This is a genomic window from Gemmatimonadota bacterium (genome assembly GCA_009841265.1).
GTDB lineage: Bacteria > JAAXHH01 > JAAXHH01 > JAAXHH01 > JAAXHH01 > JAAXHH01.
Map to the genome: position 1 here is coordinate 274413 of VXMB01000009.1, position 15257 is coordinate 289669.

Consider the following 15257-nt stretch of genomic DNA (forward strand, 5'->3'; position numbering starts at 1 on the left):
GGTTATTGAAACCAACTTTTGTTTCGCCATCATGATAGCGTTCCGGCCTCTTCGGCGGCCTCCATGAGTACCGATGGAGTAATGGTGTAAGCTATCGACTCCCGGTCGCGCATGATTAACCTGGCAAAGGGGTCGCGGATCCTGACTAGGCGTGGCCGGGGTGTGGCGCAGTCGAAGACGACATAAAGCCAATACCGGTCCCTGAGGTTACAGGCCTTCCACCATTCGTTTTCGCTCATTTCGATGGCGCCTGTACCTGCCCGGCCCTTGACTTCGATGGCCCGTTCTTCCCCGTCAAAGCTGGTACCTGCAGCACTAAGACCCGCTGGACGCCGCGACCTCAGGTCGAATCCCGGCCAGTCGGGCAGCCCTACCCGGCGTGCGAGTTCGGGCGTCGAAACGTCTTCCACCACGGCGCCGAAGCGTTCTTCATAGGCGGTGGCAACGTATACGGCGATGCGCTCGACGTCGGCGTCAAATTGCTCGACCACCTCCGTATCCCGGGCCGGTACGACGAGGGCGTGTGCCAGGAGTTCCACCTCGCCCGCGCGGACGTTTTCCGCTTCTGCCTGCAATGTCGTCAGCCGTCGGTTGCGCATCGCGGCTAAACTGCGCTGGTGAGCCTTTATCTCGGACAGGTCCGCCTGCGCACGCGGGTCGCCTTCGCGGGCCTTCCTGGAGACTCGGGCGCGGGTCTCCGCCAGTTCGGCGTTCCGGAGGTCGAATCCGTGGTTGATGAACTCGAGCCGACCGGGCAGATCGTCCAGTATCCGCTGACGGTGCGCTTGCTCGAGGTTTTCTGCGACTTCCTTTTGTGCGTAGGCGTTGGCCTCGGGCGCCATCCGATTGGCCAGTGCGGCGAGAGGGATCCGACTCGGCGGGAAACCCGGAGCGCCCCGCAACAGGAGAAGGTGCTCTACCGGCGATTCTTCGACCGTTCCATCTTTGGTCTGGCGCAGACCTACGAGGCGGGTTTCGACGTTCTTCGGATGCTCGCGGCCTTCTAACGTCTCCTCGTCGACCAGGACACCCGGGGTCGCATGCGGACGGTCCGAACGGTTATTGACTGTGACGAGTGCGAGATGGTAGAGATAGGGATCCTCGACCTTCGGATCGACGAAGACAGCGCCCCGGAGTGCATCGTTGCCGAACCTGTTCAGGATGGAAGCCGCGAGCCGGTCATAGACCGGTTCACCGGGATGAAGCCAGATCGCTTCGGTTGCGTCATCGGGTTTGTATACGGTCAGCTTCTCTCGGGTTTCAGGCGGGTGGAGTTCCATCGCCGGCAGCAGCGGATCGAGTGCCCGGGGACGGTCCGGCAGGAAGGAAAAGAAACCGCCGGGGTCGCCTTCTATACGGAGACCTAGCAAAGGGGTCGCCTTCTCCACGAATCGACGGACGTATCCCGGAAGGAGCCGACGGTAGTTTTCTTGTTCCGTCTCCTCGTTAAGCCGATCGAGGCTTTGGCGGACGTCGCCTCCTGCCCCGAAGAGTGCGCGTTCTCTTTCGCCTAGTGCCCGGACCTGTCCTTCGGTAAGTTTGCCTTCCAACTGTTGGACGGGGGCGTCCGGATCGCTCCCTGTAACGGCCTGTTCGAGATAGTCCCTGAACGATACGCCCTCGAAGAGGCGTCCGATTACGTCGAATACTTTGTCTGAATCCAGTTCCCTGCGCATGGCTTCGAGCTTATCCAACAACGTACTCATCACGCGCCCTTCCCGGGTTCTTCCAGCGACCATATTAACGATGACGACGGGATCGTGTTGCTGGCCATAGCGATGGATGCGGCCCATCCTCTGCTCGAGCCGAGCCGGGTTCCAGGGTATATCATAGTTGACCATCAGCCAGCAGAATTGGAGGTTGATGCCCTCGCCTGCGGCGTCGGTCGCCACCAGGTAACCGGCCCCGCCCACGTCGGCGGTCTTCCTGAAGAAGGCGACCTGCTGTTCCCGCTCCCGGTACGGCATGCCGCCGTGGATTTGCGCCACCTGTCCGGTGAAGCCTAGTCCCTCCAACCGCCTGACCAGGAACGTGGCCGTATCGCGGTGCTCCGTGAAGATGATGAACTTCTCATCGACGTATTTCGAATCCCCGAGGACCTGTCGAAGCGTTTCAAATTTGGATTCCCTGCCGGAATCGAAGAGTGCGCGCGCTTTGCGAAGGAGGCCGTCTACCTTCAGACGCTCTGCCTCCAGTTCGGCCAGGTTGGCCGCCACCGTTCCGCCCATCGCTCCGTCCTCGAAGTATTCGTGCTTCTCACTGCCGTCCCTCGTCGAAGTTTCTTCGTCGGCCGTATGCGTCTCGAAGACGTCGTCCAGTTCCCTGTCCAATTTGCGCTGGTTCCGTTGCAGTTGGTCTTCGGTCAGCCGCCCGGCCCGGATGTCCTGGATCAATCCTTCGAGCTTTTTTAATCGCCTCTCGAAAGAACGGAGGAGCGCATAGGTCGAACTGGCGAGACGGCGCTGGAAGACGCTCATCGCAAGGCGCACGGCTGATCGATTCAGATATTGAGCGCGGTTGTAGTAGTCTCGAATGTAATCGCTCGTTTCGTCGTAGAGTTCCTGCTCGCCGCCAGGTACTTTGTCGAGTTCGTAACTCAGGGTATCGCATTGCCGCTGAGGATACAGGGGCGTTCCGTCGAAGCGGACCATCTCCTCTTTTGTGCGTCGGATGAAATGTCGCTGCCGGGCTTCGTTCGGGAATCTCTCGAAGGCATCCTGTGTCGACAGGGAATCCGGATCCAGCAAACGCCAGAGGCAATAGTAGGGAAAGTCCTTACCCATGTGCGGTGTCGCCGTCAGCAACAACAGGTGTCGGGTAGACCAGTACAGTTTCCAGGAGTCGTCGTGTGCCCCGGCCCCGGCCACCGTCTCTGCCAGTTTATAACGGTCTGTCTTCCTTATGCGCAGGTCCGGTTCCCGGTTGGCGGAGAGCTTGTGGGCTTCGTCGAAGACGACCAGGTCATACGGTTCGGTTGTAGTTTCCCGAAGCCGTCCGAACGTCCGCTCGCCTGCCAGCGTGTCAATGCTGACGATGATCAGATCGCTCTCCGGACCAGTAAAGGGATTGCCGTCGCGCGCGTCGGCGCCCGTCAGGATGTGGAACCGCAGCCGGAACAACTTGCTCATCTCTCTCTCCCAGTTCCCGACCAGTCCCGCGGGTGGTACGATTAGGATGCGGCGTATGAGCCGACGGGACAGCATCTCGCGGATGTACAGCCCCGTCATAATTGTCTTGCCCGCACCTGCGTCGTCGGCCAGCAGGAATCGAAGCGGCTGCTGCTTGAGCATGTGCTCGTAGACAGCGATTCGTTGATGGGGAAGCGGATCTATGAGTGAAGTTTCCGTCGCGAAAGCCGTGTTGAAAAGGTGACCGTAAGCCAGGCGATGGGCTTCGGCGACAGCGGAAACCGCATTCGGGTCGGCGGAGAAATCCAGAGCGTGGTAGGCAGACGCGGACTCTTCCTCCGATACCTTCGGGACGCCAAGCAACTCCCGCCTCGACTGGTTGTCGAGTTCGACGATGCGCTGCCAGGCGAGGTTGTTGGGACGGGACTGTCCGTTCTCCCACCGGTTGACGGTGGCGAAGGAGACGCCGACGAGGTCGGCGAATTGCTCTTGCGTAAGCCCCCTGACGTTCCTGGAGTCTTTGATCCTTCGTGAGTAGTCGTCTGGCACTACCGCTGATTCAACTGATGACATGCTGATTCCGTCCGTTTGATGACATGCTGATTCCGTCTATTCGGTGCGCATCCACCTAATTCGGATTTAGTTAAGATACACTATAGTCGTGGAATGTCAAGATATATCGCGTGGAATCGTATGGGGGGTATAACAAATGTTATATTGGAGGAGTTAAGCGCGGGTATGATTAGGCATTAATGGCGGTATTAAATCTTGGTTTTGAACAGGCTTTAGATGATGTTTGGGCGGATATTGTGAGGAGGTTTAGATAGAATCCAGCCCCTTCACCGCCGCCTCGATCCTTTCCAGCGCCTCGGCGAGGATCGACCGGGGGCAGGCGATGTTGATCCGTTCGAAGCCCTCGCCCTCGGGGCCGAAGATGTACCCTTCATCGAGAAAGACGCGCGCGTCTTCCATCATGAGGTGCTGAAGGGCGTCCTTGTCCAGGCCCAGGCTCGTGAAATCCACCCACACGAGATAGGTGCCCTCGGTTTCGATGACAGGTATGCCGGGTAGCCGTTCCCTGAAGAAGGATTCGAGGAACCGGTAGTTCCCTTCCAGGTAGGCCAGCAGTTGCTCCAGCCATTCCCCGCCGTCGTTGTAGGCGGCCTCGACGGCCGCGATGCCGAAGGGATTCAGCGTGAAGATGCCGGCGCTGCGGACGGTCTGCTGAAAAGCCTCCCGGAGTTCCGGGTCGGGGATCATCATGTTCGACGCCTGCAGCGCGGCGAGGTTGAAGGTCTTGCTGGGCGAGGTGCAGATGATCGATCGCGCCTCGTATTCCGCGCCCAGCGTGGCGTAGGGCGTAAAGTCCCGGTTCCCCAGGATCAGGTCGCCGTGGATCTCGTCGGACACGACCAGCACGTCGTTGTCCATGCAGATCCTGCCGAAGCGTCGCAACTCCTCCCGGGTCCAGATACGGCCTACCGGATTATGGGGATGGCAGAGGATGGCCATCCTGACCTCCGGGTCGGCACATTTGGCTTCGAGATCGTCGAAGTCCATGTAGTAGCGGCCGTCCCGGTAGGTCAGCGGGTTCAACGCCGGTCGCGTCTGCAGATTCTCGATGGCGTTGTAGAAGGGATAGTACACCGGTGGCTGCACCAGCACCTTGTCGCCGGGTTTCGTGTAGGCCGAGACCAGCATGTGGAGGGCGGGTACGATGCCCGGGGTGAAGCAGATGGTGTCGGGATCGACGGACCAGTCATGGCGCCGCTTCATCCACCGTACCACGGAATCGTAGTAGGACGGCGGCGGGAAGGCGTATCCGTAGACGCCCATGCTTGCGATTTCGGTCACCGCATCCACCACCGGCTGCGGGCACGGAAAGTCCATGTCCGCCACCCACAGCGGAAGTACGGGTTTCTCGTGCCGGCTGGCGTCGGTTTCGTCCCACGGGACAATGGCGCCGTCCCGCTTGACATAGTCCCACTTGTACGAATTGGTTCCGTTGCGATTGATGCGCTGGTCGAAATCATAGTTCATCGGGAAGGGTATCTCCATCGGTTCGGGGCGGTGCAGAGGCTGTACTAAGTCGTTTAGAAGGTGGCCGTTCGGCGTCGTATGTTAACCGGTCGTGGTGGCGCTGTCAATTTGCATTTAACGGTTGCCATGCATGGCCTTAGACTGTACCATGTGGACTCGGCGGCCGCCTGTCCGATCCGCCGTCTTCACTGCCTTGAATGCCGAATGAATACACGCAATCGCCGGGTTACTCCCTTTACGCATGCGCATTGTCGAACGGTTCAAGAACCTGTCCGCCGGAGAAACCCTGGTCATCGCCGGCGTGGGCCAGCGCGCGGGTGTGCCGGCGAAAGAGGCCGACGCCGGTTGGCCCATGGGCGTGGCGCGTCGGCCCGACGGCGACCTGGTCGTGATCGACTACCAGTGGCACCGCATCTGGCGTATCGATCGAGACGGGATCCTCCACGCCTTTGCCGGGGACGGCGTCGCAGGCAACTCGGGCGACGTCGGCCCGGCCGCCGAAGCGCGGTTCCGCAATCCCCATGACCTGTACCAGGACCGCCACGGCAACCTGTATCTCTCCGACCTGGGCAACCACACGATCCGTCGCATCGATTACGAGACCGGCGTCATCTCCCGCGTCGCCGGCAACGGGGCGATTGGACGGGGAGGCGACGGCGGCCCGGCGCTGGACGCGGAACTGGACTGCACCTGCGGCGTGGCCGTAGACCGGGACGGCAACGTGTACCTGTCCAGCGAGTGGACGAACAACATCCGGCGTATCGACGCCCGGACCGGAATCGTAGAGACTGTCTTCGGCCATCACGCCCGGCATTACCCCTCAGAGCGGGGAGAAAGCCGGCCGTACGGGGGGCCCGGACTGAGCCTGGGGGGGTACCATGGCGACGGCGGTCCGGCCCGCGCCGCGGGGTTCTATCATCCGGAACATCTCGCCTTCGATTCCCGGGGCGACCTGTACGTGTGCGACAATTCCAATGACCGGGTGCGCAGGATCGACATGCGGTCGGGGATCATCTACACGGTCCTGGGCAACGGCCAGCGTGCGTCCAACGGCGACGGCGGTCCCGCCGTGGAGGCGAGCACGCTCATGCCGGACGCCATCTGCCTGGACGCCCACGACAATCTCTATGTAGGCGAGAAGTACGGTTTCCGGGTGCGCAAGGTGGAGCGCGAGACGGGTATCGTGCGGACGCTGGCCGGTACCGGTGAGCCGGGATTCGGCGAGGAAGGACTGCACGGCTCCGTCACCCGCTGCAATTCCGTGGAAGCGGGTATCTACGCGGAACCGGACGGCACGGTGTTCTGGGGCGACTGCTCCGGCCGGCTGCGCCGCTGCGACGGCGCCACCGGTATCGTCACCACGGTCCTGGGCGGCACGAGCGTGCACGACGGCGAGATCGCCGAGGCGGGATTCCTGAACGGGCCCGGCGGCCTGGCTGCCGGCCCGGACGGCACGCTGTTCGTCGCGGACGTCTGGAACCAGCGCATCCGGGCCATCGATCCGGAAACCGGGGTGATCCGGACGATCGCGGGAACGGGCGCCCGGGCCTACGGAGGCGACGGCGGTCCGGCGGTCGATGCCCATCTCGGCAACCCCCACGACGTGTCCGTGGACCGCTTCGGCCGGGTGGTCATCGCCGATACCCGCCACGGACACGTGCGTCGCGTGGACCGGGACGGCGTGATCCGCAACGTCGCGGGCGCGGCCTTCAAGTGGGACAAGGGGGACGGCGGCCCGGCCCTGAGCGCATGCCTGATGCACGTCCTCGCAGTGGCCCATTGCCCCGGCGACGACATATACATCGGCGATGCCGGCTGCGGCCGCATCAGGAAAACCGACGCCGGAACCGGTATCATCACTACGGTGGCGGGCATCGGGCTTCAGGGATATTCAGGTGACGGCGGCCCGGCGACCCAGGCGCGGGTTGGTTCGCCTACGGCCATCTGCGTCGACGGATCCGGGCACCTGTACTTCGCCGATGACCGGTACCATGTGATCCGGCGGGTGGATGGGGATTCCGGGATCATTTCGACCGTGGCGGGCACAGGAGACGAGGGCTTCTCGCCGGACGGGTCGCGGGCGTCGCATTCCGCAATTTCCACGCCCCGGGGTCTGGCCCTGGACGCGTGGGGACGCATGTACTTCTCCGATACGGGCAACAACCTGGTGCGTCGCATAGCGGAGAACGGCAACCTCGAGACCGTTTTTGGCAGCGGTGAATACGGCGACTGCGACGGGCCGGTAGCCGCGACAGATGCGCCCTTGAACGAGCCTCATGGCCTTTGCTTTTATGGCGAGGATGTGCTCGTCGTCAGCGATCATGGCAACAACCGGTTGAAAGCCGTCCGGACAGGTGGTTGAGTGGGATGCCGGTGGCGTGCCGGCCGTTGCGCATATTGAGCCCAGAATCAGACAGGAGAAGGAATGAAGATTACCGAGATCAAAACTGCCGATGTAACCGTACCGTCCGGATACACGTACCACTACATTCGCGTATACACTGACGAGGGCGTGTACGGTACGGGGGAAACCAGTCATGTCGACCCCGGCTGGCGGGACTCGACCCGCCACATGGCGAAGATGATCATCGGCATGGACCCCCGCGACGTGGACGCCTGCTTCGAACTCATTCGCCGAAGGTACATTTTCATGGGCGGCGCGGGCGGCACCTCCATCTCGGCGCTGACCGGCATCGAGATCGCGCTCTGGGACCTCGCCGGCAAGGCCCAGGGCGTACCGGTATACCGACTCCTGGGCGGCAAGTACCGAGACCGGGTCAGGCTGTACGTGGACAGCGCGCACGCCGACTACAACGAGCGCGCCGCGGAGGTGAATGAACGGGGTTTCACGGCGATCAAGTTCGATCTCGACGATGCGCAGAACCCCCACAAGCTGGACCCCTGGAACTGGTCGGTCACGCCCGACGAACTGAAGTCCCTCGTGGACCAGGCCTACGCGATCCGGGAGGGCATCGGCCCGTCTCTCGACCTGGCCATCGACCTCCACGGCCGGTACGACGCGACTGCCGGGATGAAGATGGCCCATGAATTCGAGCCGCTGAACCTCCTGTGGCTCGAGGAACCGGTGCCGCCGGAGAATATCGATGCGCTGGCCAAGATCACCCAGGCCACGGGGACGCCCATCTGCGTCGGCGAGAATCTCTATCTCCGCCATGGATTCAGGGATCTGCTACAGCAGCAGGCCGCCGATATCATCATGCCGGATATCTCGAAGTGCGGAGGCCTGTCGGAATGCCGCAAGATCGCCAACATGGCCGAGCTGTACTACGTGCCCTTCGCCCCGCACAACAACTCAAGCGCACTGAGCACGGTCGGCGACGCCCATGTCTGTGCGAGCGTACCGAACTTCCTCGTGCTCGAGTTTCACCGGTTCGACGACCCGACGTGGGACGACGTGCTGGCGACGGAGGAGTCGGTCATCCAGGATGGACACGTGGTATTGACGGAAGCGCCCGGACTGGGCGTGGAACTGAACGAGGAGTTTCTCGCGTCGCAGATGCCGGAAGGGGAAGCGTTGTGGCAGTGAGAAGATCTGCCAGGGCAACCTGGAACAATGTTTGTATTGACTAGAGATACGCGCTTCGGGGAGGGAACATGCACTGGTACATAGATGTACTGAAGAAGTACACCGTATTCAGCGGAAGAGCGAGGAGGAAGGAATTCTGGATGTTTTTTCTTTTCTCCACGATCATTTCGATATTCCTCGCGGTGATTGACGAGTTTATGGGATGGCAGTTCGAGATGGATGGAGAAAGCCTTGGGTTCCTGAGTACCCTTTACTATCTAGCGGTAATCGTACCCTATCTCGCGGTGATATTTCGACGCCTGCACGATACCGAGCGCAGCGGTTGGTGGATTCTGATCGCGTTCATCCCGCTTGTCGGCGTCCTGATTCTGCTGGTGTTTCTGATCCTGCAAGGAACGAGGGGCGAGAATCGATACGGACCGGACCCTAAGGATGCTGAAGTCGCTCCGACCTGGTAGACCGGATCAAGCTCTCGACTGGACAATGCTGTCCCGGACCTGACGCATGAGCTCGCTGTTGTTGAGCCGGGCCGCATCCATGATCAGGAACCAGTCGATGATCGTCCAGATGAATAACCCGCCGAGGGTCAGCAGCTTGGCTATGCCGAGGCCAACATCGCCAATGTAGAATCGGTCGACACCGAGCGAACCGCCGATGATACTGATCGCGAGGGCGGTTCTGGGGTCTTTACGCCGGGTTGCGAACTGTACGTCGAACTGCAATTGCTCTCCGTTCGCCAGATCTTGTTTTGCCAGGTTCGCTTCCCGCAGTTCCTGTTCATTGGACATGCCATGATCTCCCGTGGTTTGTGGTACGTTGTCGAGGACGGCTCGAACTACGCCACATCCTTGAACAGATTGCATAAGGTCTTGAATACTTGACCATCGTGTAGTTATAGTACCTGACATACGTTGGACAAGCGAATTCGCATTAAAGTTTCCTTCTGTTTCGGCGACAATGGTTCGAAAGCTCAATCGTAGATCCAGAGGCATCCCACGAAAGGACAGACCATGATCAGGGTGGGTTCCATCGGACTTGGCGGCATGGGGTCGCACCAGGCCAGGGCTTTTAACGGGGTTGAAGGTTGCGAGCTGGTCGCGGGCGCCGATCCGTCTCCTGAAATGCGGGCACGGTTTGCCGAGACCTTCCCGGGCACGAAGCTGTTTGATTCCACGGAGGCCATCGTCAACAGCGGTGAGGTGGACGCCGTCGTGATCGCCGTGCCGACCGGCCTGCACTGCGCAGCGGCATTGACCGCCCTCGATGCGGGCATCCCGGTGCTGGTGGAAAAGCCCATGGCGCGCACGGTGGAGGAATGCCGGCGGCTCAACGAGACGGCGGATCGCAACAACACCTTCATCATGGTCGCCCACTGCCGCCGTTTCGATCCCCACTGGAAGTCCTGGGGTGCGTACGTGGCCTCGGGAAAGCTGGGATCGCCCATCCTGTGGCGCAACGCCATGGCCGGGTTCGGGCCGGGACGCTGGTACATGGACCACGACATGGGAGGCGGACCCCTGATGGACGGCGCCGTCCACAACTACGACTTCGCCAATTTCCTCTTCGGCGATCCCGAAAGCGTCCTGTCCAGTTCGATCAACTTCGAGCCCGATTCATCCGCCCTGGACACCTGTTCCGCCATCGTACGCTACAGGAACGGCAACCAGTTGCTCATGTCATGGAGCTGGGCGGCCCGGGGAAACGGGCTGCACGATATCATCGGGCCAAAGGGATTCATCCAGTTCGGCACCGGGGATCTGCCCGATCCGGAAGACACCGAATCCCACCAGTACTGCTGTTTCACGGACCGGGAAGGCGAACAGACCCTGATCAAGTCGAAATCGGAACCCGACATGTACGCCTTGCAGGCGGAGCATTTCCTGTCCTGCGTGCGCGGAGACGTCACCTGCCTGTCGCCGGGCACGGAGGCGATCAAGGCCATCGCCGTGGCGGATGCGATCCTGCAGGCCGGACCCGGAGGAGAAGCGCGGGAGGTGGCCTGGACGTGACCAAGCGTACACTCCATCCCGCTCGACGTTGCGTGTACACAGTTGTTTTTCTTAATCGGTTCGACATGGATTCACCCATCCCACAAGGATAACAAAATGAACAGACTGATGTGCTTCCTAACGAAGAATCTCGGCATGACCGACCTCGGCCTGCTCATCATCCGCATCGTGATCGGCTTCAGCATGGCGGCCTTTCACGGTTGGGGCAAGATTTCCAATCCCGGGCGGTGGGCTGCCATCGGCGGTAACATGGAACTGGTCGGCATCAGCTTCCTCCCGGCGTTCTGGGGGTTCATGGCCGGGTTCGCGGAATTCTTCTGCTCGATCCTCGTGATGCTCGGCGTGTTCTTCCGGCCCGCGACGACGTTGCTCGCGCTAACCATGCTGATGGCCATGCTGCGTCACCTGTCGCTGCCTGCGGACGATCCGGCTTCGGGACTCAACGGCGCATCGCACGCCATGGAACTCTGCGCCGTATACATCGCCCTCTGGTTTGCCGGTCCGGGCAAGTACAGCCTGATGCCGGGCACCACGAAAGACCAGTCCTAGCGGCCCCGATGGCACCGAATCGGACGCGGAGATCCATGAGACAGACCGTCGAGATAGGAGTGATTTCAGATACCCACGGCCTGTTGCGACCAGAGGCCCTGGACGCGCTGGAGGGGGTGGAAAGGATCATTCACGGTGGGGACGTGGGCGGCGAAGATATCCTGGACGACCTGTCGGCGATCGCACCGGTAACGGTAGTGCGGGGGAACACGGACTACCAGTCCTGGGCGGCGCGCCTGCCGGTGACCGAATTGCTGGAGGTTGGGGGCCGGTCGATTTACGTGGTCCACGATATCGAAGACCTGAACGTGGATCCGGCCGCGGCAGGTATCGACGTGGTCGTTTACGGCCATTCCCACCGGCCGGTATGGGACCAGCGCGGCGATGGGGTATGGCAGCTCAATCCCGGCTCCGCAGGACCCCGCCGTTTCAGTCTTCCCGTCTCGGTTGCCCGTCTGCAGGTATCTACAAAGTATATACGTGGTGAGATCAAGTATCTGGAAGTGTAGTTCGTGGACCGTCGTTTCGGCGGCGGGCGGTAGTGGACGGCGAGCAGCGGGCGGCGAATGCGAAATCAATACTTCGCCACGGTCATGGCCTCGAAGCGCTCGATGTCCCACTCAGCGCCCCAGCCCGGACCATCGGGCGGTACGATGTGGCCGTCCGCTACGAGCGGCTTGTTGACCATGCCCCAGGTGCTGGCCGTGTCTACGAATCCGTGGGCTCCGGTCTCGTAGAACCCCGTGTTGTCGATACAACATCCGAGATGGGCGTGGACGAGTCCGAAGAGGCCGCCCTCGGCGTTCAACTCGATGTTGGTGTCGTACATTTCGGCGAAATGGGCCATCTTGAGGACCTGCGTGGTCCCATGCCGTGCGTTGGCGCGCAGCAGGTCGGTCGCCCCTGAAATCAGCCGCTGCGTCGAAATACCCAGGTCGTGCATCAGCGTTTCGTTCCCCATCACCGGAATGGTCAGCTCCCTGCACAGTTCCCGGTACTGATGCTCCTTGTGTTCGTGCATCGGCTCTTCCAGCCAGACGAAGTCCAGTTCCTCCATGACCCGTCCCACTTCGATGGCTTCCTGCAGCGTGTAGGAACAGACCGGGTCGTTCAGCAGCAGGTAGTCGGGACCGACGATCCTCCGCACTTCCCTGAAGATCGGGATGTCCGCCTTGCCGCCCTTGTAGGTGTGGAACTTGTAGGCGTTTACGCCGTATTCCCTGCCGTCTTCGATCATCTGCAGGTAGGTCCCGATATCGGAATCTCCTCCGGTCAGATACACCGGGAACCGGTCCCGGACCCGTCCGATCAGGGCGTAGACCGGCAGAACCGCCTTCTTGCCCGCGATGTCCCACAGGCAATTGTCGAAGTCCCCGAACCAGCCGGGCTTCTGGTAGAGCCAGCGCGTGCCCTTGTGAAGCAGCTGGAACAGTTCTTCGCGGTTCAGCGGGTTCTTGCCCATCACCTGTGTCCGCAGGATCTCCACCTGCTCCCGGTCCATCGTGGTCGTGCACGTGCCCTCGATGCCCTCATCGGTCTCGACCCGGATGAAGTGCTGCCGCAGCTTTCCGGTTTTGGGATGGGATCTGCTGCCGTGGGTATACTGCGTGCGCCTCAGGCCGGGGACCTGCTTCAATACGTGATAGTACTGCGGCTGGTCGGGATCTTCGAGTACGAACAGCCTGATGCCGGTGATTTTCATGCGGATTTACGGGGTGCGGGAGGGGTCGCGGACGCGTTCGCGGGTGCGGGAGGAGTCGCCGGCGCGGGTGCGGTCCCGGGTGATGATGCGGCCGCCGGAAGCTCGGCGATATACTGGTAATCGGGTTCCACCGCCTGGCGGTCCATGATCTGGATGATCTGCTTCCAGGTTTCCCATAACCCGCTGGTGCAGTAGGGCATTTCGTGCTTGATGAGCCGGTGCAGCCTGCCCAGTTTATAGCAGGGAACCGCGGCGTACATGTGGTGCTCGGTATGGTAGTTCATGTGCCAGTACAGGAACTGCAGGACGGGGTTGATATAGAAGGTCCTGCAGCACAGGCGGAAGTCGGGGATTTCGTCCTGCAGGCCCACGTGCTGGGTCGCGTTGCACAGGAACTGCAGCCAGGAGCCGATCATCTTAGGGAAGGTGATGACCAGGAGCACGACCCACAGCCCGTAGGCCAGCGAGACGCCCGCGATCAGCATGTGGCCGGTGAACATGAAGCGTTCCCAGTTGGTGTAGGCCCTGCGCCGCTCCGGGTCGCTTTCCGGAAAGAGCTCCTGCGACCACTTATCGTCCGGAATCTTGCCCGCGACGGCCGCCAGCCTGCCTTTCACCAGGTCGTAGGGATAACGATAGTTGACGATCGACGACTTCCACAGGTTCCGCATGTCGAACTTCGCGGGAAGGACCACCTCCTGGTCGTCCGGATGGTGCAGCGTATACTTATGATGTTCGGTGTGGCTCGCCCAGAAGTGGTGGTGGTTGTGCCATCCCAGGAAGGAATACACGCGGAGGAAAAAGCGGTTCAGCCAGCGGGTCCTGAAGACGGAATCATGGACCAGTTCGTGAAATCCGTTGACCAGGAAATGCCAGAAATGGCCGTTGATGAATACCAGGAGTATCGTAATATACCACGGCCAGTAGAGGGAGGAGTAGATGGCGGCGCCGGCGCCGGCGGCCAGGACGGCGAGATAGCCCAGGGTCTGTACGAATCCCAGGAAATCGCTGCGCCGGTTGAGGCTGGCCAGTTGTTCCCGCGTGACGCGGCACCGGTACCACTTCACGCGCTTCTTCGGGGGCGGCGCGTTGTACTGCGGTCCCTCGGTCAGCACTTCCTCGTCGGAAAGCACGGATTGATCCGGACCGACGATTTCCGGGGAGTCGCCCGATTCGTTAGGATCTCTGGCAGATTCGCTCACGATGTCATCCTGCCTGCAACATGTTGAAGGGAACGCAGTTAAAGTAAGGTCGATCTACCATGATCGTCAAGCAGAATCTCCCTTGAGAAAACGGTCGAACCAGTCCACCATCCACTCGAAGTACTCGAACCGGAAGACGTGGTTGCCATCGGGCTGGTAAACGCGGAAGTGGTCGCCGGCGCCGGCGTCGCGGTATACCGGCGCCACCGTGCGAATGAGCGCGTCGACCCCGGACTTCGGCATGTCCTCGTCCGACGTGGGGGCCACCATCATGAAGGGACGCGGCGCGATGCAGTGCGCGACGATCTCGGGATGGTCGAAGTAGCGGAGCATGTGGGGCACGTAGAAGTAGGCGCTGTGGCGGTACAGGTCGCCTCCCTGAATGACGCTTTCCATCTGTCCCACGCCGCCGCAGATGGGCACACCGGCCGCCAGCCACGGGGCGCAGGCCATGGCGTACCACGTGGCGTTGCCTCCCAGGGACATGCCCGTCAGTCCCACCTTGTTGTGTCCGATCCGGTCCTGGACCTGGAGCACGCGGACGCCCCTGAGCGCTTCCTCCACGAGGAGTCCCATCTGCGAGATGCCGTAAGCGAGCAGGTGCTTGAGCTCGATGTACCAGGACTCCTCGATCGTACCCCGGCCGTGGCAACCCTTGGGCGAAATGGCCAGCGTGACGTAGCCCCGCCGTGCAAGCTCCCGGGCCCATCCGTAGAGGGGCGGCTCGTTCGGACCGTCCTTGAAGTACCGCTCGAGGGCCATGCGCTCGGCCGATCCGCCCGTGCCCGGTACGCAGACCACGCCCGGCAGGTGTTCGGCCGGGTCGTCCAGGGGCTCGATCAGGATGGCCGGGACCGTCTCTGCGTGGGAATTGGCGTAGGTCAGGTCCGTGAGCCGTATGCCGTCTTCCACCCTGGAATCGCCCACAGAATAGTCGACCTGCACCGGGATGTCCGCCATGCCGAAGAGTTCGAGCAACTTCTCGCGGATCTTCCCGGGCGGAATCGATTCGGGATAACGGGGACGCAGCCCCCTGCGGTCATAGGTGGGCTCGAAAGGTTCTTCCATGCCGTACCTCAG

At 61.5% G+C, this 15257-nt stretch carries 12 protein-coding genes; 6 read left to right on the forward strand and 6 right to left on the reverse strand.

From position 1 onward, the window contains the following. Positions 1-29: 29 nt before the first annotated feature. Both F4X08_06110 and F4X08_06115 read right to left on the reverse strand, forming a co-directional pair. Positions 30-3701, reverse strand: a complete 3672-nt coding sequence (locus F4X08_06110) for a DUF3883 domain-containing protein (GenBank protein ID MYD25366.1) — start codon at positions 3699-3701, stop codon at positions 30-32. A gap of 246 nt (positions 3702-3947) precedes the next feature. Continuing rightward, positions 3948-5168, reverse strand: coding sequence for a pyridoxal phosphate-dependent aminotransferase (locus F4X08_06115; GenBank protein ID MYD25367.1), 1221 nt, complete (start codon positions 5166-5168; stop codon positions 3948-3950). Between the two features lie 241 nt (positions 5169-5409). On the opposite strand from F4X08_06115, the gene F4X08_06120 reads away from it, so the two are divergent. The 3 genes from F4X08_06120 (at position 5410) to F4X08_06130 (ending at position 9173) form a co-directional block, all read left to right on the forward strand. Then, positions 5410-7530: a hypothetical protein gene (locus tag F4X08_06120; GenBank protein MYD25368.1), complete on the forward strand. Its 2121-nt coding sequence runs from the start codon at positions 5410-5412 to the stop codon at positions 7528-7530. Positions 7531-7593: 63 nt separating this feature from the next. Then, positions 7594-8715 carry a mandelate racemase/muconate lactonizing enzyme family protein gene (locus tag F4X08_06125; GenBank protein MYD25369.1) on the forward strand — a complete coding sequence of 374 codons (1122 nt, stop codon included), beginning with the start codon at positions 7594-7596 and terminating at the stop codon, positions 8713-8715. Between the two features lie 68 nt (positions 8716-8783). Next, positions 8784-9173, forward strand: a complete 390-nt coding sequence (locus tag F4X08_06130) for a DUF805 domain-containing protein (GenBank protein MYD25370.1) — start codon at positions 8784-8786, stop codon at positions 9171-9173. Positions 9174-9179: 6 nt separating this feature from the next. On the opposite strand, the gene F4X08_06135 is transcribed toward F4X08_06130, so the two are convergent. After that, the gene (locus F4X08_06135) at positions 9180-9503 is read right to left on the reverse strand and encodes a TM2 domain-containing protein (protein MYD25371.1); all 324 of its coding nucleotides are present in this window, start codon (positions 9501-9503) and stop codon (positions 9180-9182) included. Between the two features lie 222 nt (positions 9504-9725). Here F4X08_06135 and F4X08_06140 point away from each other — a divergent pair, with 222 nt between their 5' ends. From F4X08_06140 to F4X08_06150, 3 genes are all read left to right on the forward strand, one after another. Then, entirely contained in the window at positions 9726-10724 is a 999-nt protein-coding gene (locus tag F4X08_06140) for a Gfo/Idh/MocA family oxidoreductase (GenBank protein MYD25372.1), read from the forward strand. 135 nt (positions 10725-10859) lie between these two features. Next, positions 10860-11273, forward strand: coding sequence for a DoxX family protein (locus F4X08_06145; GenBank protein MYD25373.1), 414 nt, complete (start codon positions 10860-10862; stop codon positions 11271-11273). Between the two features lie 35 nt (positions 11274-11308). After that, entirely contained in the window at positions 11309-11782 is a 474-nt protein-coding gene (locus F4X08_06150; GenBank protein ID MYD25374.1) for a metallophosphoesterase family protein, read from the forward strand. A gap of 65 nt (positions 11783-11847) precedes the next feature. Here F4X08_06150 and F4X08_06155 read toward each other — a convergent pair whose 3' ends face one another. From F4X08_06155 to F4X08_06165, 3 genes are all read right to left on the reverse strand, one after another. Further along, entirely contained in the window at positions 11848-12975 is a 1128-nt protein-coding gene (locus F4X08_06155; protein ID MYD25375.1) for a hypothetical protein, read from the reverse strand. Further along, positions 12972-14177, reverse strand: a complete 1206-nt coding sequence (locus F4X08_06160) for a hypothetical protein (protein ID MYD25376.1) — start codon at positions 14175-14177, stop codon at positions 12972-12974. The genes F4X08_06155 and F4X08_06160 overlap by 4 nt, the downstream gene beginning before the upstream one ends. Before the next feature lie 66 nt (positions 14178-14243). After that, entirely contained in the window at positions 14244-15245 is a 1002-nt protein-coding gene (locus tag F4X08_06165; GenBank protein MYD25377.1) for a hypothetical protein, read from the reverse strand. Between the last annotated feature and the right edge of the window lie 12 nt (positions 15246-15257).

Bases quoted from the DNA above. Each gene is read 5' to 3' on its own strand.
- F4X08_06110 (MYD25366.1), bottom strand. From the start codon at position 3,701: ATGTCATCAGTTGAATCAGCGGTAGTGCCAGACGACTACTCACGAAGG.
- F4X08_06115 (MYD25367.1), bottom strand. From the start codon at position 5,168: ATGAACTATGATTTCGACCAGCGCATCAATCGCAACGGAACCAATTCG.
- F4X08_06120 (MYD25368.1), top strand. From the start codon at position 5,410: ATGCGCATTGTCGAACGGTTCAAGAACCTGTCCGCCGGAGAAACCCTG.
- F4X08_06125 (MYD25369.1), top strand. From the start codon at position 7,594: ATGAAGATTACCGAGATCAAAACTGCCGATGTAACCGTACCGTCCGGA.
- F4X08_06130 (MYD25370.1), top strand. From the start codon at position 8,784: ATGCACTGGTACATAGATGTACTGAAGAAGTACACCGTATTCAGCGGA.
- F4X08_06135 (MYD25371.1), bottom strand. From the start codon at position 9,503: ATGTCCAATGAACAGGAACTGCGGGAAGCGAACCTGGCAAAACAAGAT.
- F4X08_06140 (MYD25372.1), top strand. From the start codon at position 9,726: ATGATCAGGGTGGGTTCCATCGGACTTGGCGGCATGGGGTCGCACCAG.
- F4X08_06145 (MYD25373.1), top strand. From the start codon at position 10,860: ATGACCGACCTCGGCCTGCTCATCATCCGCATCGTGATCGGCTTCAGC.
- F4X08_06150 (MYD25374.1), top strand. From the start codon at position 11,309: ATGAGACAGACCGTCGAGATAGGAGTGATTTCAGATACCCACGGCCTG.
- F4X08_06155 (MYD25375.1), bottom strand. From the start codon at position 12,975: ATGAAAATCACCGGCATCAGGCTGTTCGTACTCGAAGATCCCGACCAG.
- F4X08_06165 (MYD25377.1), bottom strand. From the start codon at position 15,245: ATGGAAGAACCTTTCGAGCCCACCTATGACCGCAGGGGGCTGCGTCCC.